24 protein-coding genes and 2 tRNA genes are annotated in these 23,607 nt (G+C 70.1%); 16 read left to right on the forward strand and 10 right to left on the reverse strand.

The annotated features are described in order from the left end of the window. Positions 1-30: 30 nt before the first annotated feature. On the reverse strand, positions 31-2,109 hold the full coding sequence (gene glgX / locus BGO15_RS07710; RefSeq protein ID WP_056208573.1) for a glycogen debranching protein GlgX: 2,079 nt from the start codon (positions 2,107-2,109) through the stop codon (positions 31-33). A gap of 94 nt (positions 2,110-2,203) precedes the next feature. On the opposite strand from glgX, the gene BGO15_RS07715 reads away from it, so the two are divergent. The 3 genes from BGO15_RS07715 to ligA are packed head-to-tail and all read left to right on the forward strand — an operon-like array spanning position 2,204 to position 6,931. Continuing rightward, positions 2,204-3,370 (forward strand): cysteine desulfurase family protein, encoded by a 1,167-nt coding sequence (locus tag BGO15_RS07715; RefSeq protein WP_056208575.1) that lies wholly within the window; start codon positions 2,204-2,206, stop codon positions 3,368-3,370. A 43-nt stretch (positions 3,371-3,413) separates the two neighbouring features. Continuing rightward, positions 3,414-4,511: a tRNA 2-thiouridine(34) synthase MnmA gene (gene mnmA / locus BGO15_RS07720; RefSeq protein WP_082483171.1), complete on the forward strand. Its 1,098-nt coding sequence runs from the start codon at positions 3,414-3,416 to the stop codon at positions 4,509-4,511. A 59-nt stretch (positions 4,512-4,570) separates the two neighbouring features. After that, on the forward strand, positions 4,571-6,931 hold the full coding sequence (ligA, locus tag BGO15_RS07725) for an NAD-dependent DNA ligase LigA (RefSeq protein WP_056208578.1): 2,361 nt from the start codon (positions 4,571-4,573) through the stop codon (positions 6,929-6,931). Positions 6,932-6,949: 18 nt separating this feature from the next. Here ligA and BGO15_RS07730 read toward each other — a convergent pair whose 3' ends face one another. After that, the gene (locus BGO15_RS07730) at positions 6,950-8,647 is read right to left on the reverse strand and encodes a long-chain-fatty-acid--CoA ligase (RefSeq protein ID WP_056208580.1); all 1,698 of its coding nucleotides are present in this window, start codon (positions 8,645-8,647) and stop codon (positions 6,950-6,952) included. A 67-nt stretch (positions 8,648-8,714) separates the two neighbouring features. On the opposite strand from BGO15_RS07730, the gene gatC reads away from it, so the two are divergent. Genes gatC through BGO15_RS07760 form a run of 6 tightly spaced genes read left to right on the forward strand, consistent with a single transcriptional unit; the run spans position 8,715 to position 14,266 of the window. Then, positions 8,715-9,014: an Asp-tRNA(Asn)/Glu-tRNA(Gln) amidotransferase subunit GatC gene (gatC, locus tag BGO15_RS07735; RefSeq protein WP_045248407.1), complete on the forward strand. Its 300-nt coding sequence runs from the start codon at positions 8,715-8,717 to the stop codon at positions 9,012-9,014. Next, complete coding sequence (gene gatA, locus BGO15_RS07740; protein ID WP_056208583.1) at positions 9,011-10,525, forward strand: Asp-tRNA(Asn)/Glu-tRNA(Gln) amidotransferase subunit GatA; 1,515 nt, start codon at positions 9,011-9,013, stop codon at positions 10,523-10,525. Before gatC ends, gatA begins: the two co-directional genes overlap by 4 nt. After that, the gene (gene gatB, locus BGO15_RS07745) at positions 10,525-12,042 is read left to right on the forward strand and encodes an Asp-tRNA(Asn)/Glu-tRNA(Gln) amidotransferase subunit GatB (protein WP_056208586.1); all 1,518 of its coding nucleotides are present in this window, start codon (positions 10,525-10,527) and stop codon (positions 12,040-12,042) included. Before gatA ends, gatB begins: the two co-directional genes overlap by 1 nt. Positions 12,043-12,092: 50 nt before the next feature. Beyond that, positions 12,093-13,343 carry a DNA polymerase IV gene (gene dinB / locus BGO15_RS07750; protein ID WP_056208590.1) on the forward strand — a complete coding sequence of 417 codons (1,251 nt, stop codon included), beginning with the start codon at positions 12,093-12,095 and terminating at the stop codon, positions 13,341-13,343. A 43-nt stretch (positions 13,344-13,386) separates the two neighbouring features. Then, positions 13,387-13,707: a hypothetical protein gene (locus BGO15_RS07755; RefSeq protein ID WP_045248403.1), complete on the forward strand. Its 321-nt coding sequence runs from the start codon at positions 13,387-13,389 to the stop codon at positions 13,705-13,707. Next, positions 13,682-14,266, forward strand: coding sequence for a nucleoside/nucleotide kinase family protein (locus BGO15_RS07760; protein WP_235557354.1), 585 nt, complete (start codon positions 13,682-13,684; stop codon positions 14,264-14,266). Before BGO15_RS07755 ends, BGO15_RS07760 begins: the two co-directional genes overlap by 26 nt. Before the next feature lie 9 nt (positions 14,267-14,275). Here the strand turns inward: BGO15_RS07760 and BGO15_RS07765 are convergent, their stop codons facing one another. From BGO15_RS07765 to orn, 5 genes are all read right to left on the reverse strand, one after another. Continuing rightward, positions 14,276-14,767 carry a DUF2017 family protein gene (locus tag BGO15_RS07765; RefSeq protein ID WP_056208593.1) on the reverse strand — a complete coding sequence of 164 codons (492 nt, stop codon included), beginning with the start codon at positions 14,765-14,767 and terminating at the stop codon, positions 14,276-14,278. After that, positions 14,764-15,060, reverse strand: a complete 297-nt coding sequence (clpS, locus tag BGO15_RS07770) for an ATP-dependent Clp protease adapter ClpS (RefSeq protein ID WP_045248552.1) — start codon at positions 15,058-15,060, stop codon at positions 14,764-14,766. The genes BGO15_RS07765 and clpS overlap by 4 nt, the downstream gene beginning before the upstream one ends. Further along, a complete protein-coding gene (locus BGO15_RS07775; RefSeq protein WP_045248401.1) occupies positions 15,057-15,407 on the reverse strand; it encodes a metallopeptidase family protein in 351 nt (116 codons plus the stop codon). Before BGO15_RS07775 ends, clpS begins: the two co-directional genes overlap by 4 nt. A gap of 26 nt (positions 15,408-15,433) precedes the next feature. Then, positions 15,434-15,509: transfer RNA gene (locus BGO15_RS07780), tRNA-His, on the reverse strand. 37 nt (positions 15,510-15,546) lie between these two features. Further along, a complete protein-coding gene (gene orn / locus BGO15_RS07785) occupies positions 15,547-16,170 on the reverse strand; it encodes an oligoribonuclease (RefSeq protein WP_056208596.1) in 624 nt (207 codons plus the stop codon). A gap of 79 nt (positions 16,171-16,249) precedes the next feature. Here orn and BGO15_RS07790 point away from each other — a divergent pair. Continuing rightward, a tRNA-Arg gene (locus BGO15_RS07790) sits at positions 16,250-16,322 on the forward strand. On the opposite strand, the gene yczE is transcribed toward BGO15_RS07790, so the two are convergent. Then, entirely contained in the window at positions 16,284-16,961 is a 678-nt protein-coding gene (gene yczE / locus BGO15_RS14820; protein ID WP_056209200.1) for a membrane protein YczE, read from the reverse strand. The two genes, BGO15_RS07790 and yczE, sit on opposite strands and share 39 nt — an antisense overlap. A gap of 61 nt (positions 16,962-17,022) precedes the next feature. Here yczE and yczR point away from each other — a divergent pair, with 61 nt between their 5' ends. After that, on the forward strand, positions 17,023-18,456 hold the full coding sequence (gene yczR, locus BGO15_RS07800) for a MocR-like transcription factor YczR (RefSeq protein WP_056518602.1): 1,434 nt from the start codon (positions 17,023-17,025) through the stop codon (positions 18,454-18,456). Between the two features lie 4 nt (positions 18,457-18,460). Here yczR and BGO15_RS07805 read toward each other — a convergent pair whose 3' ends face one another. Continuing rightward, the gene (locus BGO15_RS07805) at positions 18,461-18,682 is read right to left on the reverse strand and encodes a hypothetical protein (protein WP_056208599.1); all 222 of its coding nucleotides are present in this window, start codon (positions 18,680-18,682) and stop codon (positions 18,461-18,463) included. Positions 18,683-18,797: 115 nt separating this feature from the next. On the opposite strand from BGO15_RS07805, the gene msrA reads away from it, so the two are divergent. The 5 genes from msrA to BGO15_RS07830 all read left to right on the forward strand — a co-directional run bounded on the left by msrA (position 18,798) and on the right by BGO15_RS07830 (position 22,718). Beyond that, on the forward strand, positions 18,798-19,322 hold the full coding sequence (gene msrA / locus BGO15_RS07810) for a peptide-methionine (S)-S-oxide reductase MsrA (RefSeq protein ID WP_056518624.1): 525 nt from the start codon (positions 18,798-18,800) through the stop codon (positions 19,320-19,322). A 170-nt stretch (positions 19,323-19,492) separates the two neighbouring features. Then, on the forward strand, positions 19,493-19,969 hold the full coding sequence (ssb, locus tag BGO15_RS07815) for a single-stranded DNA-binding protein (RefSeq protein WP_056208607.1): 477 nt from the start codon (positions 19,493-19,495) through the stop codon (positions 19,967-19,969). Positions 19,970-19,994: 25 nt separating this feature from the next. Continuing rightward, positions 19,995-20,489 carry a DUF6993 domain-containing protein gene (locus BGO15_RS07820; protein ID WP_200930897.1) on the forward strand — a complete coding sequence of 165 codons (495 nt, stop codon included), beginning with the start codon at positions 19,995-19,997 and terminating at the stop codon, positions 20,487-20,489. 53 nt (positions 20,490-20,542) lie between these two features. Next, positions 20,543-22,222, forward strand: a complete 1,680-nt coding sequence (gene ettA / locus BGO15_RS07825; protein WP_056518600.1) for an energy-dependent translational throttle protein EttA — start codon at positions 20,543-20,545, stop codon at positions 22,220-22,222. Next, positions 22,215-22,718, forward strand: a complete 504-nt coding sequence (locus BGO15_RS07830; protein WP_056208612.1) for an acyl-CoA thioesterase — start codon at positions 22,215-22,217, stop codon at positions 22,716-22,718. The genes ettA and BGO15_RS07830 overlap by 8 nt, the downstream gene beginning before the upstream one ends. On the opposite strand, the gene BGO15_RS07835 is transcribed toward BGO15_RS07830, so the two are convergent. Beyond that, entirely contained in the window at positions 22,696-23,607 is a 912-nt protein-coding gene (locus BGO15_RS07835) for an acyl-CoA thioesterase (protein WP_056208615.1), read from the reverse strand. The genes BGO15_RS07830 and BGO15_RS07835 overlap by 23 nt on opposite strands.

The following is a 23,607-nucleotide window of genomic DNA, read 5'->3' on the forward strand; positions in this document are numbered from 1 at the left end:
ACCTACCCCGCCGCGCTCATCGGCGCCGGGTCATTCGGCACGGAAGAGGTGCATCGAGGTGGGGGAGACCTCGACGGCGTCGCCGGGGGCGTGCACCTGTTCGAGCAGCTGCGGAACGTCCTCGTCGCTGCGCCACAGCGAGACGTAGCGGGTGACCCCGTCCACCTCGGGCAGAGTGACCTCGACCGGACGCTCGGTTCCGTGCACGATCAGCAGAATGCGGTTGAACGCCTCGAACTCGGGGGTGGATGCCGCCACGTACTGCAGGGTGCGGTGGGCGGGGTTCGTCCACCGCTCCTCCGACATCGTCTCGCCGTGCTCGTCGTACCACTCCATGACCGACGCCGACGGCGTGTGCTCCCCGAGCCGTGCGAATCGGATGGGGCGCAGCGCCGGGTTCTCGCGGCGCAGGCGGATGAGGCGCTGCACGTGGGCGAACAGCTGCTTCTGCCAGGACGCCGGCTCCCAGTCGAGCCAGGTGAGCTCGGAGTCGTGGCAGTAGGCGTTGTTGTTGCCCCGCTGGGTGCGGGCGTACTCGTCGCCCGCGGTGAGCATCGGGATGCCGGCCGACAACAGCAGTGTGCCGAGCAGGTTGCGCATCGCTTTGCGCCGGGTGGCGAGGATGCGCTCGTCGTCGGTCGGACCTTCGGCGCCGTGGTTGAACGACCGGTTCGTGTCGGCACCGTCGCGGTTCTGCTCGCCGTTGCCGAGGTTGTGCTTCACGTCGTACGAGACGAGATCGCGAAGGGTGAACCCGTCGTGCGCGGTGACGAAGTTGATGGATGCCAGCGGGCCGCGGTCCTCAGAGAAGGTGTTGGACGATCCGGCCAGGCGCGTCGCGAACCCGCCGATGCCGACCGGAGCGGTCGAGGCGCGCCGGGCGTAGTCGACGTCGCTCAGCCAGAAGTTGCGCACGCGGTCGCGGTAGCGGTCGTTCCACTCGTGCCAACCGGCGCCGAAGTTGCCGGTCTGCCAGCCGCCCAGGCCGACATCCCAGGGCTCGGCGATGAGCTTGGCGTCCTGCAGCAGCGGGTCGTCGGCGATCGCGCGCAGCAGCGGGTGCTCGGGGGTGTACGTGTGGGCGGCGTCGCGTCCGAGGGTCGTCGCGAGGTCGAAGCGGAAGCCGTCGATCTGCACCTCGTCGGCCCAGTACCGGAGGGAGTCGAGCACCAGGCGGGCCGCGGCATCCGTCGACGTGTTCAACGAGTTGCCGCACCCGGTGACGTCGACGTACACGCCGTCGTCGGTCTGGCGGTAGTAGTTGCGGTTGTCGAGGCCGCGCAGGCTCGAGCGGGGACCGCCGATGCCCTCTTCCGCGGTGTGGTTGTAGACCACGTCGAGCACGACCTCGAGGCCGGCCTCGTGGAGCAGCTTCACCATGCCCTTGACCTCGGCGAGCACCGCGGTGGAGCCGGCGCGGCGCGCGGCGTCCGTCGCGTACCGCGGGTGCGGGGTGAAGAAGTTGACGGTGTTGTAGCCCCAGTAGTTGGCGAGCCCCAGCTGCAGAAGTCGCGGCTCCGATTGGAACGCGTGGATGGGCAGCAGCTCGATCGTGGTGATCCCGAGCGCGTGGAAATGCTCGATCATCGCCGGGTGGGCGAGTCCCGCGTACGTGCCGTGAAGGGCGGGAGGGACATCCGGATGCCGCTTCGTGAGGCCTTTCACGTGACCCTCGTAGAGCACCGTCCGGTCGAGCGGCACCCGCGGCTTCGCCACACCGCCCCAGTCGAACGTGCCATCCACCACGACCGAGCGCCAGTCGTTGAAGCCGCCCGCGGTGATGCCCTTCGCGTAGGGGTCGAGCAGCAGTGTGCGCGAGTTGAACATGCTGCCGTTCTGCTGTGGGCCGACGGCGCGCACGGCGTAGCGCGCGCCGGGGTGCAGCAGCTCGGAGGTCACCTCCCAGACGCCGTGGCCTGAGGGGCTCATCGGAAGCTCGGCGGTGATCCAGTCGAGATCGGTGTCGTCGAAGACGACCAGCTCGAGTCCGATCGCGTTGCCCGACCACACGCGGAGTGTGCCGCCGCCGGCGTGGAGGGTGACGCCGAGGTCGTCGAACGCGGTCGAATGCAGGAGCGACGTCTCGGACGTCGGGGTCGTGCCGGGCATGGTCTCGAGGGTAACGAGTATGTGAGTCGACGGCGTTACGCGCGAGCGTGGCGGCAGTCGCCGGGCATCGCGCCGGGCATGGGACAGTGGACAGGTGAGTGTCTACCTCGACCACGCGGCATCCAGCCCCTTGCGCCCGGAGGCGCGCGCGGCGTGGCTCGACGCGCAGGAGATGGTGGGGAACGCGTCGTCGATCCACGGTGACGGTCAGGCCGCCCGCCGGCTGCTCGAGGAGTCGCGCGAGCGGGTCGCGGCCGCGCTCGACGCGGAGCCCATCGAGGTGGTGTTCACCTCCGGCGGCACCGAGGCCGTGAACCTCGCGGTGGCGGGCCTCTGGGAGGCGCGGGCCGTCGCTCGCGGGGTCGTCGTTCTGCCCGATGGCGAGCACCACGCGACGATCGACGCCGTGCGGGCGCTGCCCGGCGCCGTGGAGCGTCCCGTGGCGATCGATGCGGTGGGGCGCATCGATCCGGATGCGTTCGGCGCGGCGCTCGGTGACGACGTCGCCATGGCGACGGCGCTCGTCGCCAACAACGAGATCGGCACGGTCAACGATGCGTCCCGGCTCGCCGCAGTCGCCGGAGCTGCCGGGGTGCCGCTGCATCTCGACGCCGTCGCCGCCTTCGGGCACGTTCCGGTTGCGTACCGGGCCTGGCGGTCCGATGCCACGCCCGGAACGGGGCTCGTCGCCCTCAGCGTGTCGGCGCACAAGGTCGGCGGACCCGTCGGCGTCGGCGCACTCGTCGTCGCACGCAGCGCGCGTCTCGAGGCGCAACTGCACGGTGGCGGGCAGCAGCGCGGGCTGCGTGCCGGAACGCAGGATGTCGCGGGTGCCGCGGCGTTCGCTGTGGCGGCCGAGCTCGCCGTCGCCGAGCTCCACACCGAGGCGGCGCGCCTGCGGACACTGGCCCGCGAGCTGCGGGCCGCGGTCGCCGCGATCGCCCCCGACGCGGTGCTGCTCGGTGACCCCGACGACCGGGTGCCCGGCAACGTGCATCTGCTGTTCCCGGGCGTTCGCGGGGAGACGCTGCTGTTCCTGCTGGATGTCGCGGGGGTCTCGGTGTCGACCGGCTCGGCCTGCCAGGCCGGAGTGGCCGAGCCGTCGCACGTGGTCCTCGCGCTCGGTCGCTCGGATGACGACGCCCGCGCCGTACTGCGCGTCACCCTCGGTCGCACCTCGAGCGCGGCCGATGTCGCCGCCTTCGTCGCGGCGCTCCCGGACGCCCTCGCACGGGCCCGGGCCGCGGCATCCGTCGCCTGAGCAGGCCCGCCCCGACGCCGGAGCCCGCTCGTAGACTGGGGGCATGCGGGTGTTGGCGGCGATGAGCGGGGGCGTGGACTCCGCGGTGGCGGCGGCGCGTGCCGTCGACGCCGGACACGATGTCGTCGGCGTGCATCTCGCGCTCTCACGCGCCGGCGGCACGCTGCGCGCCGGCAGCCGGGGCTGCTGCACGATCGAGGATGCGATGGACGCCCGCCGCGTCGCCGATCGCCTCGGCATCCCGTTCTACGTGTGGGACTTCTCCGAGCGCTTCCGCGACGACGTGATCGAGGACTTCGTCGCCGAGTACCGCGCGGGCCGCACCCCCAACCCCTGCATGCGCTGCAACGAGAAGATCAAGTTCGCCGCCCTGCTCGAACGCGGCATCGAGCTCGGCTTCGACGCGGTGTGCACGGGCCACTACGCCACGCTTCTCGACACTCCGTCCGGTCGTGAGCTGCACCGGGCATCGGATGCCGCGAAGGACCAGTCGTACGTACTGGGAGTGCTCACCGCCGAGCAGCTCGCCCACTGCCTGTTCCCGCTGGGCGCGACCCCCTCGAAGGCCGTCGTGCGCGCGGAGGCCGAGCAGCGCGGGTTCACGGTGGCCGCGAAGCCCGACAGTCACGACATCTGCTTCATCCCCGACGGCGACACGCGCGGCTGGCTGGCCGACCGGGTGGGCGCCGAGGAAGGCGACGTCATCGACCGCACCGGTGCCGTCGTGGGCCGGCACGAGGGCGCGCATGCGTTCACGGTCGGGCAGCGCCGAGGTCTCAAGCTCGGCGTGCCCGCGGACGACGGGAAGCCGCGGTTCGTCCTCGAGGTGCGTCCGGTCTCGAACACCGTCGTCGTGGGCCCGAAGGAGGCCCTCGCGACGACCGAGATCGCCGGCGCCCGGCGCTCGTGGGCGGGGACGGCGCCCGCGACAGGCGACCTGCGGGTCGAGGTGCAGATCCGTGCGCACGCGGACCCGGTGCCCGCCGACGCGACGATCACGGAGGACGCGGTGACGGTGCGTCCCGACACCCCGTTCGACGGCGTCGCACCCGGGCAGACCGCCGTGCTCTACATCGGCACGCGCGTGCTCGGGCAGTTCACGATCGACCGCACCGTGTCGGCGGTGCCGGTCGTCGCGTGAGGGTTCCGTCCACCGGGTGATCCGCTCGCCGTGGGGGTGGCCCTCCCTAGACTTGGTGCGTGGCTGACGACGAACTCCCGCGGGTGACCCTCGACGAGGCGCGGGCCGAGGCATCCGATCTCACGACCCGCATCCTCGGGGCGCGTGACGCGTACTACGGCGACGACGCCGAGCTGGTCGACGACGCGACCTACGACGGCTGGATGCGGCGGCTCGAGGCGATCGAGCGGGCCTACCCCGAGCTGCAGAGCCAGGACTCGCCGACGCTGTCGGTCGGCGCCGCGCAGAGTTCGATGTTCGCGCCGGTGACCCACGCCGAACGCATGCTGAGCCTCGACAACGTCTTCAGCCCCGAGGAGCTCACCGAGTGGTGCGCGAAGACCGCGGGGGCCGCGGGCCGACCCGTGCGGTGGCTGTGCGAGCTGAAGATCGACGGGCTCGCCATCAACCTGCGCTACGAACGGGGCGTGCTGACCTCCGCGGCGACCCGCGGTGACGGTCGCGTCGGCGAGGACGTCACCGTCAACGCCGTGCGCGTCGCGGGCATCCCGCAGCGCCTCGCCGGAACGGGGCATCCCGACATCGTCGAAGTGCGCGGCGAGGTGTACATCCCGGTCGCGGCATTCGACCGGCTGAACGAACGTCAGTCGCGCATGCGAGAGCGCGTGACCGCCGATGCCCGCGCGCGGGGCGTCGACGAGGCGCGCGCGCAGGCCAGCGCCGACCGCCGGTTCCCGTCGTTCGCGAATCCGCGCAACGCGGCGAGCGGAGGGCTCCGTCAGCAGCTCGACAAGAAGGACGGCCTCGAGCTCGAAGCCGGGCAGGCGCGTCTCGACTCGCTGCGGCTGCTCGTGCACGGCATCGGCGCGTGGCCCGACCCGCCGGTCGCCTCGCAGAGCGAGGTCTACGGACTGCTCGCGCAGTGGGGCCTGCCGACCAGCACGTCCTTCCGCACCGCGACGGATGCCGCGGGCGTGCGCGAGTTCGTCGCCTACTACGGTGAGCACCGCCACGACGTCGAGCATGAGATCGACGGTGTCGTGGTCAAGGTCGACGAGCTGGCGCTGCACGACGAGCTGGGCGCGACAAGTCGGGCGCCGCGATGGGCGATCGCCTACAAGTACCCGCCGGAGCAGGTGAACACGAAGCTGCTCGACATCGTCGTGTCGGTGGGCCGCACCGGCCGCGCGACCCCGTTCGCCGTCATGGCGCCCGCGCGGGTCTCCGGGTCGGTGGTGCGCCAGGCGACGCTGCACAACCAGGACGTCGTGAAGGCCAAGGGCGTGCTGATCGGCGACACCATCGTGCTGCGCAAGGCGGGTGATGTCATCCCCGAGGTGCTCGGGCCCGTGGTCGAGCTGCGCGACGGCACCGAGCGCGCGTTCGTGATGCCGACGCTGTGCCCCGCCTGCGGCACGCCGCTCGCCCCGGCGAAGGAGGGCGACATCGACCTGCGGTGCCCGAACACCCGCTCCTGCCCGGCGCAGGTGCGCGGACGTGTCGAACACATCGGCTCGCGCGGCGCGCTCGACGTCGAAGCGCTGGGCGAGGTGACGGCAGCCGCCCTCACGCAAGCCGACGGCACCGCCTCACCGCCGCTCGTCACCGAGGCCGGCCTGTTCGATCTCACCCTCGAACAGCTCATCCCCATCGAGGTGGTGGTGCGCGATGCCGAGACGGGCGAGGAGAAGGTCGACGAGTCGACCGGCGACCTTGTGCGCCGCGCTCCCTTCCAGCGAATCGAGCGCACCTACCCGCCCGGGTGGGAGAACGCAACGCCCGCCGAGCGCCGCGCCGCGGGCGTGCGCAAGGACCACGTGGTGCTGCATCCTTCCGCTCAGGCTGTCACGCTGCTCGACGAGCTCGAGAAGGCGAAGACGAAAGAGCTGTGGCGGTTCCTCGTCGCATTGAACATCCGGCACGTGGGCCCGGTCGCCGCCCGGGCTCTCGCCCAGTGGTTCGGCTCCGTGGATGCGATCCGGGCAGCGACCCAGGAGGAGCTGGCGGCGGTCGACGGCGTGGGCGGCATCATCGCCGAGGCCGTGATCGATTGGTTCGCCGTCGACTGGCACGCCGACATCGTGCACCGGTGGGCGGCGGCCGGCGCGCAGTTCGCGACGCCGGGGCATCCGGGCCCGGGGGCCGCGGTCGTCAACGGCGGCGTGCTCGACGGACTCACCGTCGTCGCGACCGGCACGCTCGAGGGCTACACCCGTGAAGGTGCGCAGGAGGCCATCCTCCGGGCCGGCGGGAAGGCGGCGTCGAGCGTCTCGAAGAAGACCGACTTCGTCGCCGCCGGACCGGGCGCGGGATCGAAGCTCGCGAAGGCCGAGGAGCTCGGCGTGCGCATCATCGACGCGGCTCAGTTCCATCTGCTCGTCACCGAAGGACCGGGCGCGCTCCGCGACGACGCGTCCTGACCGTCGCCGCGACCTGGGTCAGTGCGCGTCGTCGGCGAGCAGCTTCTCCTTGACCTGGCGTCGCAGCACCTTGCCGATGAGCGATGTCGGCAAGCCGTCGACGACCACGACGCGCTTGGGCACCTTGTAGGGCGTGAGCACGCCGCGCGCGAACGCCCGGATCTCCTCGACGTCGACGTCCGCACCGTCGCGCGGCACGATCGCCGCCACGACCGCCTCGCCGGAGTGGCCGTCGGGGAGGCCGACGACCGCGGCATCGAGCACATCAGGATGTTGGCGCAGCGCGTTCTCGACCTCGGTCGGTGCAACGTTGAACCCGCCCGTGATGATGAGCTCCTTGATGCGATCGACGATCCGCACGAATCCGGCGTCGTCGATCGTGACGATGTCGCCCGTGCGGAACCAGCCGTCGACGAACACTTCGGCGCTGGCCTCGGGCTTGCCGTAGTAGCCCGAGAATACCTGCGGCCCGCGCACGACGAGCTCACCGGGGCTGCCCGCGGGCACGTCGCGCGTCGGCTCGTCGGGATCGACCACGCGGCACTCGGTGCCGGGGAGCGGGAGACCCACGGTGCCCGGTCGGCGGTTCTCGGCGACCGGGTTGGCCATGAGCACGGGGGAGCACTCGCTCAGTCCGTACCCTTCCACGAGGTAGCCCCCGGACGCCGCCTCGAACGGCACGACGAGTTCGTGCGGCAGCGCCATGGCACCCGAGATCGCGATCTTCGTGCCGGCGATCGAGATGCCGGTCTCGCGCGACCGCGCGAGCAGTCGCTCGGCGATGGGCGGCACGAGCGGGAGGAACGTGGCCGGATGCCGGGTGGTCGCCGCGAGCACCATGTCGGGGTCGAAGCGCGGGAACAGCACGAGCCGCGCCCCCATCGACATCGCGAACGTGAGGCAGAGCGTCAGCCCGTAGGCGTGGAACATCGGCAGCACGGCGTAGACGATGCATCCGTCTCCGCGCACGATCGAGGGCACCCAGGCGCGTGCCTGCGCGGCGTTCGTGAGCAGGTTGCGGTGGGTGAGCACCGCACCCTTCGGGGTTCCGGTGGTGCCGCTCGTGTACTGCAGGATCGCGACGTCGTCGGTCGCCGGGCGCGGGTGCGAGTCGGGCAGCGGCGCGGCGGCGACGACGGTCTCCCACGGCGTGGTGCCGCGCACGGGTGCGAACAGCGCCGCCCGCGACTCCCGCGCCTTCGCGATCGGTAGGCGCAGGGCGAGGCGGGTGTGCCACGGCATCGCCTGCACGACGTCGACGGACACGATCGCCGGCACCCGAAGGTCGGCGGGGAACGCCTGCACGTCGGCGACGATCTTGTTCCAGACGATCGCGACGCGGGCGCCGTGGTCCTCGAACTGCTTGCGCAGCTCGCGCGGTGTGTAGAGCGGGTTGTGCTCGACGGCGATCGCGCCCAGGCGCAGGATCGCGTAGAACGCGACGATGTGCTGCGGGCAGTTGGGCAGCACGATCGCGACCCGGTCGCCGGCACGCACACCGAGCGCCGCGAGTCCCGCGGCAGCGCGGGAGATCCGCTCGTGGAGCGCCCGATAGGTGGTCTCGCGGCGGAAGAACTCGAGGGCGACAGCATCGGGGTAGTCCCGGGCGGATGCCTCGACGATGTCGGTCAGGCAGCCGGTGACCGTCGCGAGGTCTTCTGGCACGCCGTCGGCGTAGCTGGCGGTCCAGGGGCGGGGCGGCTCGAAGGTCGTCACGCGGTCAGCCTACGCGCGAGACGGCCCGGAACGCGGGCCGGTCCAGCCGCCCAACTAGACTCGTCGGGTGTCTGAAATCACTCCCGAACTCGTGCGCCACCTCGGCGAACTGGCCCGGATCCGGCTCGACGACGACGAGGTGACCCGACTCACCGGTCAGCTCGACGCGATCGTCGACAACATCGCGAAGGTGTCGCAGGTGGCGACGCCCGATGTGGTGGCGACGAGCCACCCGATCCCGCTGGAGAACGTCTTCCGCCCCGACACGGTCGGCGAGGTGCTGACCACCGCGCAGGCGCTGCAGAACGCGCCGGATGCCGCGGGCGACCGTTTCCGCGTGACGGCGATCCTGGGGGAGGAGCAGTGAGCGACGACATCCTTCGTCTGTCCGCCGCCGCGCTGGCCGATCGGCTGGCTGCGGGAGAGGTCTCGAGTGTGGAGGCGACGCAGGCTCACCTCGACCGCATCGCCGCGGTCGACGGTGACGTGCACGCGTTCCTGCACGTGAGCGACACCGCTCTCGACGCGGCCGCCGACATCGACCGTCGTCGCGCCGCCGGCGAGCAACTGCACGCGCTCGCGGGCGTTCCGCTCGCGGTGAAGGACGTGCTGGTCACGACCGACATGCCCTCGACGAGCGGCTCCAAGATCCTCGAAGGCTACCTGTCGCCGTACGACGCCACCGTCGTCGCGCGTGCCCGGGCAGCGGGGTTGATCCCGCTCGGCAAGACCAACATGGACGAGTTCGCGATGGGCTCGTCGACCGAGCACTCGGCCTACGGTCCCACGCACAACCCGTGGGACCTCGACCGGATCCCGGGCGGGTCCGGCGGCGGATCGGCGGCCGCGGTCGCGGCCTTCGAGGCGCCGCTCGCCCTCGGCTCCGACACGGGCGGTTCCATCCGCCAGCCCGCGCACGTGACCGGCACCGTCGGCGTGAAGCCGACGTACGGCGCAGTGAGTCGGTACGGGGCGATCGCGCTCGCGTCGAGCCTCGACCAGATCGGCCCCGTCACCCGCACCGTGCTCGACGCGGGTCTCCTGCACGACGTGATCGGCGGGCACGACGCGAACGACTCGACCTCGCTCACCGACGCCTGGCCCTCTTTCGCCGCCGCGGCGCGCGAGGGTGCTCGCGGCGACGTGCTGAAGGGCCTGAAGGTCGGCGTGATCCGCGAGCTGCCCGACTCCGGCTTCCAGCCGGGTGTCGCCCGCTCGTTCCACGGCGCGCTCGCGAAGCTCGAGTCCCAGGGGGCCGAGATCGTCGAGATCAGCGCGCCGCACTTCGAGTACGGTGTCGCCGCCTATTACCTGATCCTCCCCGCGGAGGCCTCCAGCAACCTCGCAAAGTTCGACTCCGTGCGCTTCGGCCTGCGGGTCCCGGTGTCCGGCGGCACCGTCGAGGACGTCATGGCGGCCACCCGCGAGGCGGGCTTCGGGGACGAGGTCAAGCGCCGCATCATCCTGGGCACCTACGCCTTGTCGGCGGGCTATTACGACGCCTATTACGGGTCGGCTCAGAAGGTGCGCACGCTCATCCAGCAGGATTTCGCCGCGGCCTTCGCGAACGTCGACGTCATCGCCACGCCGACAGCGCCGACGACGGCGTTCCGGCTCGGCGAGCGCATCGACGACCCGCTGCAGATGTACCTGAACGATGTGACGACCATCCCCGCGAACCTCGCGGGCGTGCCCGGCATCTCGATCCCCTCGGGTCTCGCCGACGACGACGGGCTCCCGGTCGGCATCCAGTTCCTCGCCCCGGCCCGTAAGGACGCTCGTCTGTACCGCGTCGGTGCGGCCCTCGAGGCTCTGCTCGAAGCGGAGTGGGGCGGACCGCTCCTCGACCGCGCCCCGACCCTGGGAGGTGTGCGCTGATGGCCAAGGACGCGCTCATGGACTTCGACAAGGCACTCGAGCTGTTCGAGCCGGTGCTCGGCTTCGAGGTGCACGTCGAGCTGAACACGGCGACGAAGATGTTCTCGGCGGCGCCCAACCCGGCGCACCCCGACAACCACGACGCGGCGCCGAACACGCTTATCGCCCCGGTCGACCTCGGGCTCCCCGGCTCGCTGCCGGTCGTGAACGCGCAGGCCGTGAGGTCGTCGATCCGCCTGGGCCTCGCGCTCGGCTGTTCGATCGCGCCGTCGAGCCGATTCGCGCGGAAGAACTACTTCTACCCCGACCTCGGCAAGAACTATCAGATCTCGCAGTACGACGAGCCGATCGCGTTCGAGGGCTCGGTCGAGGTGGAGCTCACCGACGGCAGCCTCGTGACCGTTCCCATCGAGCGGGCCCACATGGAGGAGGACGCCGGCAAGCTCACGCACGTGGGCGGGGCGACCGGTCGCATCCAGGGGGCGGACTACTCGCTGGTCGACTACAACCGTGCCGGCGTGCCGCTGGTCGAGATCGTCACGAAGCCCATCTTCGGCGCCGAGCATCGTGCGCCCGAGATCGCGAAGGCGTACGTGCAGGCGATCCGCGACATCGTCGTGGCGCTCGGCGTCTCGGAAGGGCGGATGGAGCGTGGCAACCTGCGGTGTGACGCGAACGTGTCGCTGCGCCCGCGCGGTCAGGAGAAGCTCGGCACCCGCACGGAGACGAAGAACGTGAACTCGACGCGTTCCGTCGAACGTGCCGTGCGCTACGAGATCCAGCGCCAAGCGGCCATCCTCGCCGGGGGCGGCACGATCGTGCAGGAGACGCGCCATTGGCACGAGGACACCGGCACGACGTCGGCGGGTCGACCGAAGTCGGATGCCGACGACTACCGCTACTTCCCCGAGCCCGACCTGCTGCCTGTCGCCCCGCCGATCGAGCTGATCGACGAGCTGCGCGCCGACCTGCCCGAGCCCCCGATCGCCCGGCGTCGCCGGCTGCGCTCCGACTGGGGCTTCACCGAGCTGGAGTTCCAGGATGTCCGCAACAGCGGCCTGCTCGAGCAGGTCGAGCTGACAGTCGCGTCCGGGACGACCCCCGCGGCGGCCAAGAAGTGGTGGACGGGAGAGATCGCCCGCATCGCGAACGCCGGTGAGCGTGAGGCATCCGAGCTGGTCACCCCGGCCGATGTCGCCGCGCTGCAGGCGCTCGTCGACGCCGGCACGCTCACCGACAAGCTCGCGCGTCAGGTGCTCGAGGGAGTCATCGCCGGCGAGGGGACGCCGCAGCAGGTCGTCGATGCGCGCGGGCTCGCAGTCGTGAGCGACGACGGTGCCCTCATCGCGGCGATCGACGAGGCGCTCGTCGCCCAACCCGACGTGCTGGAGAAGATCCGCGACGGCAAGGTGCAGGCCGCGGGTGCCGTCATCGGCGCCGTGATGAAGGCCATGAAGGGCCAGGCCGACGCGGCTCGCGTGCGCGAACTCATCCTGGAGCGCGCCGGCGCGCTCTGATCATCTCGTCGGTGCCGTCGGATGTCGGCGGCACCGACGAGAATCGGGGCATGGGTCGAGGTGACGGGTCGGGGCGAATCGTGTCGCCGCCCGATGCCGACGACACCGGTGCGGGCATCCTGCACGTCGACATGGATGCGTTCTACGCGTCGGTCGCGGTGCTCGATGATCCGACCCTCGCCGGCAAGCCGATCATCATCGGTGCACCCGAGGGGCGCGGAGTCGTCTCGAGCGCGTCCTATGAGGCGCGGCGGTTCGGGGTGCGGTCGGCGATGCCGGTCGGTCAGGCGCTGCGTCTGTGCCCGGCGGCGCTGGTCGTCGCGCCCGACTTCCCGCGCCATCTCGAGCTGTCAGCGAGGGTGATGGAGGTGTTCCGCTCGGTGACCCCGCTCGTCGAGCCGCTGTCGATCGACGAGGCTTTCCTCGACGTCCGCGGCGCGCAGCGACTGCTCGGTTCGCCCGGAACGATCGCGCGCCTGGTGCGACGGCGGGTGAAGGATGAGACCGGGCTCACCTGCAGTGTCGGCGCCGCCGCCACCAAGCACGTCGCGAAGATGGCGTCGACGCTCAGCAAGCCCGACGGGCTGCTGATCGTCGCGGAGGCCGATACCGCGCGGTTCCTCGCGCCACGGCCGGTGCGCGCCCTGTGGGGCGTCGGGCCCAAGGCCGCGGAGGCGCTGGAGCAGCGCGGACTCCGCACCGTCGCCGACGTGCTCGAGGCGCCCGCCGACACCCTGACGCGCGCGCTGGGTGCGGCGATGGGGGAGCGGGTGTGGCAGCTCGTGCGAGGGATCGATGCCCGCGAGGTGCAGACGACGCGCACCGAGAAGAGCATCGGGCACGAGGAGACGTTCGACACCGACATCGACGACGATGCCGTGCTCCGCGCCGAGTTCCGTCGGCTCGCCGACAGGGTGGGTGCGAGGCTGCGTGCGCACGGTGTCGAGGCCGCGACGGTGGCGATCAAGGTGCGGTTCGCCGACTTCCGCACGCTGTCACGCAGCCAGACCCTCGCGGACCCTACGGCCGTGGGGCAGCGCATCGGAGCGGCCGCGCTCGACATGTTCGGTGCGCTGGAGCGCCCGCTGCCGGTGCGGCTGGTCGGCGTGCGCGGGGAACGGCTGCGCCCGGCCGCAGACGCCGGACTGCTGTGGGACGACGACGAGGAGTGGCGCAACGTCGAACGCGCACTCGACGGCCTCGCCGGCAAGTTCGGGCGGGGCGCGGTGACGCGCGCCGCGCTGCTGGGCGACGTGCGAGGCGGACGCTCGTTGCCGTCGAAGCCGCGTGCCTCCGAATGACGGCCGGGTGTCGCGGCCCCGCCTGGGCGGGTAGCGTGGGCATATGCCCAACTTCGTGCTCGATCTCGGCAAGCAGGTCGCCAACTTCGGCGTGAAGGCCTCCTATGGAGAGCCTCACGACCTCGACGGCGTCACCGTCATCCCGGTCGCGATCGCCTGGGCCGGGTTCGGCGGTGGCTCCGACACCGAGGGGAACGGCGGCGGCGGTGGCGGCGGATACAGCGTGCCCGTCGGCGCGTACGTCCGTCGTGGCGATGATCTGCGCTTCGAGCCGAACCTGGTGTCGCTGCTCGCGGTCGCGATCCCGCTCGTGTTCGTGTCCGGGCGCGCACTGAGCCGTGTCATCCGCGCCCTCAAGAAGTAGCGTCGCAGCCCTCACGCTCGCGCAGATCTCCGAGGTGCTCGGGGCGGCGATCGCCCGCGCCGACCTGCCTCTGACGGTGTTGATCGACGGCCGCAGCGGCGCCGGGAAGTCGACTCTCGCGCGTCTGCTGGCCGCGGCGTGGCCTCATGCCGGCGGTGCCGCCGTGGTCGCGCTCGACGACATCTACCCGGGCTGGGAGGGGCTGCGCGCCGGTGCGGAGGCCGTGGCATCCCAACTTCTCGAGCCTCGCGCGACGGGAGGGATCGGCCGCTGGCAGCGGTGGGACTGGCAGACGGCGCGGGCTGCCGAGTGGCATGAGGTGGCGTCGGACACCTCGGTGATCATCGAAGGATGCGGCGTGCTCACCCCTCGCTCCGCGCCAACGGCCGCCGTGCGGGTGTGGCTCGACGCGCCCCTTGAGGTTCGCCGCGAACGCGCCCTCGCTCGTGACGGCGAGGCGTACGCACCGCACTGGGACACCTGGGCGGCCCAGGATGAGGATCACGTGCGACGTGACGACCCGAGCCGGTGGGCGACCCACAGGTTCACTGTCGTCTAGGGACGTGGGTCAGATCTCGTCGAGAGCCTTCACGAGTCCGTCGAGTCGGAATCCGACCCAGTCGTAGATGCCGAATCGAGGATCCCGGTCGTCGTGTGAGTCCTCGTCCGTGACCCCGAGTCGTGTCGCGAGCACGAGGCGGATCGCCGCCAGGGTGCGCAGCCACGCCGCGGCCTGATCGGGATCGAGAGTGATCAGCTCCTCCTCGATCTGACGCTCGACCGGCTCATCCATCGCCTCCTCGAGCCCGAGCTCGTCGAGCGCATCGGTGACGACGGCCGCGTCGGTGGAGCGACGACGCAGCAACTCGTCCTGCGTCGCGTCGCGGAAGTCGCTCGCCGCGCGGGCGTCGTCGGGATAGGCGTCCGGGGTGAGCCGGGCCACAGCGGGGTCATCGTCATCGCGCACCTCGACCAGCTCGGCGAACTGCGTCACCAGCGTCTGCAGGTGGGCTGCTTCGATGCGGGTCAGCTGAAGCACGATCAGGCGAGGAGTCGTCATTCGGGGCTCTTCCGGATCGTGGCCCACAGGCCGTAGTCATGCATGGCTTGCGCGTGCAGTTCCATCAGTTCTCGTGGCCCTTCAGACACGATCGCCTGACCCTCGTGGTGCACGGCGAGCATGAGCCGTTCGGCAACCGGCGGGGGATAGCCGAAGTAGGTGCGGAAGACGTGCACGACGTAGCTCATCAGGTTGACGGGGTCGTTCCATACGACCGTCTGCCAGGGGCGTTCGCTACGGGTCGCGCCGGCGATGTCAAGGTCGCGGTCGAGTTCGGTCGCCGTGCCCGTCATGCCCACCCCAGCTCGTGCAGGCGCTCGTCGTCGATGCCGTAGAAATGGGCGATCTCGTGCACGAGGGTCGTGTGCACCTCGTCGCGGAGCTCGTCGACGGAGTCGCAGACGGCGAGATGCGCTTCGCGGTAGACGATGATGCGGTCGGGAAGCTCACCCATGCCGTAGCGGTCGCGTTCGGTCAGCGCCCACCCGTCATAAAGGCCGAGCAGGTCGAGCGAGCCGTCGGCGGCGCGGTCCTCCACGACGAACACCACGTTGTCGAGACCGTCGATCATCTCGTCGGGAAGTCGGTCGAGCTCATCGGTCACGAGCGCCTCGAACGCGTCGACATCGAGGTCGATCATCGATCAGCTCCCGTCGCGGGAGAACGTGGGGTGGCTAACGGGACTTGAACCCGCGACCCCCTGGACCACAACCAGGTGCTCTACCGACTGAGCTATAGCCACCATGGCCCCGAGATCTCGGGACAACCTCAAGATTCTCTCACACCCCGGACGCGAACGACGACACCGCCGCCTGCGCGGCAGCGCGCGCATCGTCGGAGGAGGGGCCGGGCGCCGGCACGAACACCGCCGAGCGGTAGTACGCCAGTTCGCGGATCGACTCGCGGATGTCGGCGAGAGCGCGGTGGCCGCCGTCCTTCGACGGAGCGTTGAAGTAGGCGCGGGGATACCAGCGGCGGGAGAGTTCCTTGATGCTCGACACGTCGACATTGCGGTAGTGCAGCCATCGGTCGAGGCGGGGCATGTAGCGAGCCAGGAACATGCGATCGGTGCCGATCGTGTTGCCGGCGAGCGGGGCCTTCCCCTCCTGCGGCACGAAGCGCTGGATGTACTCGAGCGCCTGGAACTCGGCCTCGGCGACGGTGATCCCCTCGGGGATCTCGTCGAGCAGACCCGAGGTGCGGTGCATCCCGGTGACGAAATCGTTCATGTGCGCCAGAGCGGATGCGTCGGGCTTGATCACGACCTGGAAGCCCTCGTCGAGCGGGGTGAGCTCGAAGTCGGTCACGATCACAGCGATCTCGACGAGCTGATCGACCTCCAGATCGAGCCCCGTCATCTCGCAATCGATCCAGACGAGCCGGTCGCCTTCCGTTCCTGCCATGGCACCGATCCTAGTGCGGGGTGGCGACGCTCGCCCCGGCGACAGGGTGGCGGGGCGAGTGCTCCCGTAGTCTTGATCTGCCCCCGTAGCTCAATGGATAGAGCATCGGCCTTCTAATCCGACGGTTGCAGGTTCGAGTCCTGTCGGGGGCACGTCTGCGCTGTCGAGTCCTCCTCGATGGGTGACTGCGCAGTGGATGCCTCGGCGCCGCCGTCGTGGCGCACTCGCGCGAAGCGCGCCATGCTCAGGTGCACGAGCGGCCCGATCGCGAGGGCGAAGATGACGGTGCCGATGCCGACCGTGCCGCCGAGCAGCCAGCCGATCGCGAGCACGGTGAGCTCGACGATCGCGCGGCACACCCAGATCGGCCACCCGAGCCGCGTGTTCATTCCTGTCATCAGGCCGTCTCGCGGCCCGGGCCCGAATCCCGCGCCGATGTAGATGCCCGTCGCGAGCGCGACCAGCAGCGTTCCACCGATGAGCAGCGCGAACTGCACCACGATGCCCTCGACCGGAGGCACGATCGCGAGCGTGGCCTGCATGACGGTGCCGAGCAGGAGGATGTTCGCGACCGTGCCCATGCCGGGCCGCTGCCGCAGCGGGATCCAGAGCAGCAGCACGAGCAGACCCACGATGTTCGTGATCCAGCCGACACCGATGCCCGTGTGCAGGGAGAGGCCCTGCGCGAAGGCTGTCCACGGATCGACTCCCAGACCGGCGCGGATCGCGAAAGCATCTCCCGCGCCGTAGAGGGCCAATCCGACGATGAGGGCGAGGATGCGGCGGGTCATTCCTCCATCTCAGCGCACAGGTGGACTTTGTGCACCAGTCCAATATGAGTAACGTGGCCGCATGGACTCGCGAATTTCGGCTCGTGGCCTCGTAGCCGCTCTCGGTGTCTGGCGCACCAGCGAACCCGCGTACGAGGCTCTCGCCGATGCCGTCCGGCTGCTCTGCCTCGACGGTCGTCTCGCCTCTCGCACCCAGTTGCCCGCAGAGCGCGAACTCGCAGCGGCGCTCGCTCTGAGCCGCACCACGGTCGCGGCGGCCTACCGGAGTCTGCGCGACTCGGGCCACATCCGCAGCCAACGGGGATCGGGCAGCGTGACGGAGCCGCTCGGCGGCGGCGAGGGAATGCGTCGCACCATCGCGCCAGACGATTTCGCCCTCGATCTGCAGCAGGCGAGTCCGCCGGCGTGGCCGGGACTGCCCGGGGTGATCGCAGAAGCCGCGACCGACGCCGCATCACTGGTGGCGCGGCCCGGCTACGACGTGGTGGGGCGAGCGGATCTGCGTGCCGCGATCGCCGCGAACTACAGCGCCCGCGGCCTGCCGACGGTGGCCGAGCAGATCATCGTGACGACGGGCGCGCAGAGCGCGATCGCGCTCCTCGCGACCGTTCTGGTCACGCGCGGCGACCGTGTCGTGTTCGAGACGCCGACCTATCCGCATGCGGCGGAGGCGTTCCGCCGTGCAGGCGGTCGGCTCGTCGGCATCCCGGTGTCGACGGGCGGCGGATGGGACCTCGACAGAGCTGGACAGGCCTTCGCCCGCACCGTGCCCGTGGCCGCATACCTGATGCCCGACTTCCAGAACCCGACCGGCCGATCGATGACGATCGTCGAGCGCGACGAGATCGCTCGCGCGGCGGTGCGCGCGGGCACCACCGTGGTCGTGGACGACACGACTGCAGACCTCTCTGTGGAGCCCTTCGACCGTGCACCGCTGTTCGGTCTCGACGTTCCCGGCCTCGACATCGTTCGCGTCGGGTCGCTCGGCAAGACCGTCTGGGGAGGGTTGCGCATCGGTTGGATCCGCGCGGAGACCTCGCTCATCCGCCGACTCATCGCCGCGCGATTCGCCGCCGAGCTCGGCACCCCCGACCTCGACCAGGCGATCGCCGCCCGGGTGATGGATCGGTACGACGAGGTGGTCGCCCAGCGGGCCCACGTGCTGCGTGCGGGTCGCGACACGGTCGTCGACGGCGTCGGGTCTCTGCTGCCGGAGTGGTCGGTACCCGATGTGAAGGGCGGAGTGGCGCTCTGGATCGACCTCGGTGCACCGCTGAGCGGCAACGTGGTGCTGGCGGCCCGTGCGCGCGGGATGCTTCTCTCGCCCGGCCCGCGATTCTCGGTGGACGGTGGACACGACACATATCTGCGCGTGCCGTTCACCGCCACCGCCGACGTGCTCGAGCGCGCGGTGGGAGTGCTGGCGCAGTGCTGGCGCGACGTACGCGCGATGTCGCCGGTGATGGGCATGGACCGACTCGATGCGGTGATCTGACCTCTCAACCGGCACGAGCGACATCCATTGCCACGGCACGGTCGCGGAAGCGGCCCATCTCGACGAACCCAGCGCCGGCCCGATAGCGCAGGGTCACCCAGAGGTCGTCGTGCCCGTCACGCACGCGGCGCACGTGCCCCGCAATCGTGCCGTCGGCACGCAGCACGCGCCAGAGGTCTGCCGCGGCGCGCGCGATGCCGTCATCCTGTCGTGGTGTCGTCGTCATGATGCCTCCGTGGTTCGAACATAGCTTCGACCACGGACATCGGCGCCGGGAACAGGGGAGACGAGGGTGCTGTTGTATGCGATGGCACCCTCGGGTGCGAGAGAGTGGAGAGATGATGCAGACATTCGTGTTGGCCGGCGGTTGCTTCTGGTGCCTCGACGCGGCATATCGCTCGCTGCGGGGCGTGAGCTCGGTCGTCTCCGGTTACACCGGCGGGCGGCGGCCCCATCCGACGTATGAGCAGGTGTGCACGGGAGCCACGGGACACGCCGAGGCTGTGGCCGTCACGTTCGAACCCGATGTGGTGCCCGCCGACGTGATCCTGGATGCGTTCTTCACGATGCACGACCCTCGTCAGCTCAATCGGCAGGGCAACGACATCGGCACGCAGTATCGCAGCGCGATGTTCCCCGCCGACGACGCGCAGCGCGAGCTGTTCGAAGCGGCTCGTGATCGGGCGTCGGAGTGGTGGGACGGCGGGATCGTCACGACGATCGAGCCGCTCGGGGAGTTCTACCCCGCGGAGGACTACCACCAGGACTTCTTCGCGAAGAACCCGACGCAGGGCTACTGCCTGGCGGTCGCCGTTCCGAAGGTGAACAAGGTACGCGCGCGCTTCGCGGAGTACGTCGAGGCCTGAACGCGGCTTCCTCCCCAGCGCACACAACGGGCGCGGTTCCCCCTGGCCTCGGGGTCAGGCGGATGCCGCGCCCGTCCCCGTATGAGGCTGGTCCCGGTCGCGACGTCCGGCGGGCACCCGGGCGTCGCGACCGGTGCGGGGACGGTCTCCGCACCGGGAAGGAGCACCTCATGTCTGAGCACATCACCGTCATCGGAAACGTGGCCGGCATCCCCGAACGCCGTACGGTCGCCGATGGCCTCACTGTCACCACGCTGCGGGTGGCGGCAACCGATCGGCGCTACGACCGACAGCGGCAGGCGTGGATCGACGGCGACACGAACTGGTACACGGTGTCGGCGTTCCGCGCGCTGGGAGATCATGCCCACGGGTCGCTGCAGAAGGGTGACCGCGTCATCGTCCACGGACGGCTGCGCCTGCGGGAATGGGACAATGGCACGCGAAAGGGCGTGTCACCGGAGATCGAAGCCGATGCGATCGGCCACGACCTGCGCTGGGGTACGACCAGTTTCGTGCGCGACCATGTCGCCGCGGTCGTCGAGGGCGCGCCGGATGACTCCGAGTCCTCCTGGGCCCTGCCGGGCGACGAGAGCGCCGGGGCTCCGAGCCGAGAGCCTGTCGGCGACAACGTCGCGACGCCGTTCTGAGTTCGGCCCCGGTTAGACTCCCGCTGTGACCCGGTTCCGCTCCTCCGTGCAACTGATCGCCGCCGGTTGCGCGGCGGGGGCGCTCGCTCTTCTCGCGGGGTGCACCTCCACACCGGCTCCATCTCCGACTCCGTCCGTCGCGGTGTCGTCGGCTACGCCGACGTCCACCCCGACGGCATCGGGACCAGTGGCGTTCGTCCCGGGAGGCACGGCTCAGCAGAACCTGCCGATCTTCGCCCAGACGGTGGCGAGCGTATGGAGCGGTCCGGATCAGGTTCACGGCAGGGCTTACATCGACGCGTTGGTCGCCGACGGCTTCTCGAAGGCCGACATGCAGGTCACGAACGATGAGACCACGATCGGACGCGCAGTCGAGAGCCTTCAGTTCTCCGTTCGTCTCGGCGACGAATGTCTGATCGGACAGGTGGGCCCGACCATCGCGAGTCCGGTGACAGAGGTCGCCCCGGGCCTCGTTTCCGGCGGCTGCCTGATCGGACAGACCCGTCCGATCAACTGGTAGCCCGTCAGCACCGTCCGACGCGGCGACTCTCGCCCCCGTAGACTGGGGCGGCTATGGCTGAATACATCTACCAGATGGTCCGCGCCCGCAAGGCCGTCGGCGAGAAGCTCATCCTCGACGACGTCACGATGGCGTTCCTCCCCGGCGCGAAGATCGGCATGGTCGGTCCCAACGGTGCCGGCAAGTCGACGATCCTCAAGATCATGGCCGGTCTCGACCACCCCTCGAACGGCGACGCGAAGCTCAGCCCCGGGTTCACCGTCGGCATCCTCATGCAGGAGCCCGAGCTCGACGAGAGCAAGACGGTGCTCGAGAACATCCAGGACGGCATCGCCATCAAGGCGAAGCTCGACCGCTTCAACGAGATCTCCGGCCTCATGGCAGACCCCGACGCCGACTTCGACGCTCTGCTCGCCGAGATGGGCGTCCTGCAGGAGGAGATCGACGCGGCCGACGCGTGGGACCTCGACTCGCAGCTCGAGCAGGCGATGGATGCATTGCGCACCCCGCCCGGAGATGCGGCGATCGCTCCTCTCTCGGGCGGTGAGAAGCGACGCGTCGCGCTGACGAAGCTGCTACTGCAGAAGCCCGACCTGCTCCTGCTCGATGAGCCCACCAACCACCTCGACGCCGAGAGCGTGCTCTGGCTCGAGCAGCACCTGCAGAAGTACCCCGGTGCGGTGATCGCGATCACCCACGACCGGTACTTCCTCGACAACGTCGCAGAGTGGATCGCCGAAGTCGACCGCGGCCGGCTCATCGGCTACGAGGGCAACTACTCGACCTACCTCGAGAAGAAGGCCGAACGACTCGACGTGCAGGGCAAGAAGGATGCCAAGCTCGCGAAGCGCCTGGCCGAAGAGCTCGACTGGGTCCGTTCGAACGCGAAGGGCCGCCAGGCGAAGTCGAAGGCCCGTCTCGCGCGCTATGAGGAGATGGCCGCGGAGGCCGAGCGCACCCGCAAGCTCGACTTCGAGGAGATCCAGATCCCGCCGGGGCCGCGCCTCGGCAGTGTCGTGATCGAGGCGAAGAAGCTCCAGAAGGGCTTCGACGGCCGGTCGCTCATCGACGGACTGAGCTTCAGTCTCCCGCCGAACGGCATCGTCGGCGTCATCGGCCCGAACGGCGTCGGAAAGACGACGCTGTTCAAGACGATCGTCGGTCTCGAGCCGCTCGACGGAGGAGATCTGAAGATCGGCGAGACGGTCAAGATCAGCTACGTCGACCAGTCCCGTGCGGGCATCGACCCGGAGAAGACGCTCTGGGAGGTCGTCTCCGACGGACTCGACATCATCACCGTCGGCAAGACCGAGATCCCGTCGCGCGCCTACGTCTCGAAGTTCGGTTTCAAGGGGCCCGACCAGCAGAAGAAGTCCGGCGTGCTCTCCGGTGGTGAGCGCAACCGCCTGAACCTCGCGCTCACCCTCAAGCAGGGCGGCAACCTGCTGCTGCTCGACGAGCCGACGAACGACCTCGACGTCGAGACGCTGCAGTCGCTCGAGAACGCACTGCTCGAGTTCCCGGGATGCGCCGTCGTGATCACCCACGACCGGTGGTTCCTCGACCGCATCGCGACGCACATCCTCGCCTACGAGGGCACCGATGAGGACCCCGACCGGTGGTACTGGTTCGAGGGCAACTTCGAGGCCTACGAGCAGAACAAGATCGAGCGGCTCGGCGCCGATGCGGCCAACCCCCACCGCTCCACCTACCGCAAGCTGACGCGTGACTGACGAGCCGTCCGGGGCCGCGCATAGGCGCGTCCACATCCCCATCCATCTGCGATGGGGAGACCTCGACGCGTACAACCACGTCAACAACACGGCGATGCTCAAGCTCCTCGAGGAGGCGCGCGTGCGTGCCTTCTGGCTGCCCGGAGACGGGGAAGATGCCCCACCCACCGCGGTGCTGCCGGCATCCGTCGAGGACGGCGGACCGATGACGCTCATCGCGCGGCAGGAGATCGAGTACCTGCTGCCCGTGCCCTACCAGCGCAACCCGCTGGACGTGCAGCTGTGGTTCGGCACGGTCGGCGGATCGAGCGTCGAGGTCTGCTACGAGGTGTTCAGCCCCGCGACGGGCGGCGAGCAGAAGCTGTACGCGAAGTCATCCGCGGTGATCGTGCTCGTCGACCCGGTGAGCGGGCGACCCGTGCGCCTGCCCGAGACCCTTCGTGCCGCGTGGGAGCCGTACGCGGGCCCTTCGATCAGCTACGCGCACCGTCGCTGACGGGAAGTCGCACCATGACCTCCTGCGCCGTCGAGGCGAGCAGGTCGCCGTCGCGGGTGTAGATGCGGCCGGTCGCCAGCCCCCGCCCGCCGCGGGCGTTCGGCGACTCCTGCGCGTAGAGCACCCAATCGTCGACGCGTCCGTCACGATGCCACCACATGGCGTGGTCGAGGCTCGCGACCTTCATCCCCGGCGTGGCCCACGCGATGCCGTGCGCACGCAGGATCGACTCCTGGATGCTCAGGTCGCTGAGGTACGCGAGCGCAGCCCGATGCAGCAGCGGATCGTCGCCGATCGGCCGCCGCAGTCGCGCCCACACCGCCTGGTGCGGCACGTGCGCACCGTCGACCCGCATGTAGACGGGCCCCTCGACGTAGCGCAGTTCGATGGGACGATCGGTCAGACGCAGCCCGCTGAACGACGTCACGCGCGTGAGCGCTGTCTCCTGGTCACCGAGCTCCTCGGGGGACGGCACGTCCCAGTCGAAGGATGCCGCGTGCTCCAGCCCGTCGTCCGGCACCTGGAACGACGCGATCATCGACAGGATCGGGGCGCCGCCCTGGTACGCCTGGGTGCGGCGGGTCGAGAACGACCGGCCGTCGTGGATGCGGTCGACGGAGAGCGTGATGTCCTGCGACGCGTCTCCGGGCCGGAGGAAGTAGCCGTGCATCGAGTGGATGACACGGTCGTCCCCGACCGTGCGGGAGGCGGCGAGCATCGACTGCGCGAGCACCTGCCCGCCGAAGATGCGACCACTCGGCATGAAGTGCGACGACGCCGTGAAGATGTCCTCTGTCGTGCGCGCGCCCGTGTCGGTGAGGTCGAATACCCCCAGCAGCCCCGCCACCGGGTCCTCACGCCACCGTGCGATCGCTTCGCTCTCGGACAT

This window comes from Microbacterium sp. 71-23, from assembly GCF_001897265.1.
GTDB classification, from domain to species: Bacteria; Actinomycetota; Actinomycetes; order Actinomycetales; family Microbacteriaceae; genus Microbacterium; species Microbacterium ginsengisoli.

Excerpts from the sequence above, each read along its gene's own strand:
- glgX (WP_056208573.1), bottom strand. The coding sequence starts at position 2,109 with ATGCCCGGCACGACCCCGACGTCCGAGACGTCGCTCCTGCATTCGACC.
- yczR (WP_056518602.1), top strand. The coding sequence starts at position 17,023 with ATGGACTCGCGAATTTCGGCTCGTGGCCTCGTAGCCGCTCTCGGTGTC.
- BGO15_RS07765 (WP_056208593.1), bottom strand. The coding sequence starts at position 14,767 with ATGACGACTCCTCGCCTGATCGTGCTTCAGCTGACCCGCATCGAAGCA.
- BGO15_RS07775 (WP_045248401.1), bottom strand. The coding sequence starts at position 15,407 with ATGATCGACCTCGATGTCGACGCGTTCGAGGCGCTCGTGACCGATGAG.
- orn (WP_056208596.1), bottom strand. The coding sequence starts at position 16,170 with ATGGCAGGAACGGAAGGCGACCGGCTCGTCTGGATCGATTGCGAGATG.
- BGO15_RS07835 (WP_056208615.1), bottom strand. The coding sequence starts at position 23,607 with ATGTCCGAGAGCGAAGCGATCGCACGGTGGCGTGAGGACCCGGTGGCG.
- mnmA (WP_082483171.1), top strand. The coding sequence starts at position 3,414 with ATGCGGGTGTTGGCGGCGATGAGCGGGGGCGTGGACTCCGCGGTGGCG.
- BGO15_RS07755 (WP_045248403.1), top strand. The coding sequence starts at position 13,387 with ATGCCCAACTTCGTGCTCGATCTCGGCAAGCAGGTCGCCAACTTCGGC.
- ssb (WP_056208607.1), top strand. The coding sequence starts at position 19,493 with ATGTCTGAGCACATCACCGTCATCGGAAACGTGGCCGGCATCCCCGAA.
- msrA (WP_056518624.1), top strand. The coding sequence starts at position 18,798 with ATGCAGACATTCGTGTTGGCCGGCGGTTGCTTCTGGTGCCTCGACGCG.
- gatB (WP_056208586.1), top strand. The coding sequence starts at position 10,525 with ATGGCCAAGGACGCGCTCATGGACTTCGACAAGGCACTCGAGCTGTTC.
- yczE (WP_056209200.1), bottom strand. The coding sequence starts at position 16,961 with ATGACCCGCCGCATCCTCGCCCTCATCGTCGGATTGGCCCTCTACGGC.
- BGO15_RS07805 (WP_056208599.1), bottom strand. The coding sequence starts at position 18,682 with ATGACGACGACACCACGACAGGATGACGGCATCGCGCGCGCCGCGGCA.
- ettA (WP_056518600.1), top strand. The coding sequence starts at position 20,543 with ATGGCTGAATACATCTACCAGATGGTCCGCGCCCGCAAGGCCGTCGGC.
- dinB (WP_056208590.1), top strand. The coding sequence starts at position 12,093 with ATGGGTCGAGGTGACGGGTCGGGGCGAATCGTGTCGCCGCCCGATGCC.
- clpS (WP_045248552.1), bottom strand. The coding sequence starts at position 15,060 with ATGACGGGCACGGCGACCGAACTCGACCGCGACCTTGACATCGCCGGC.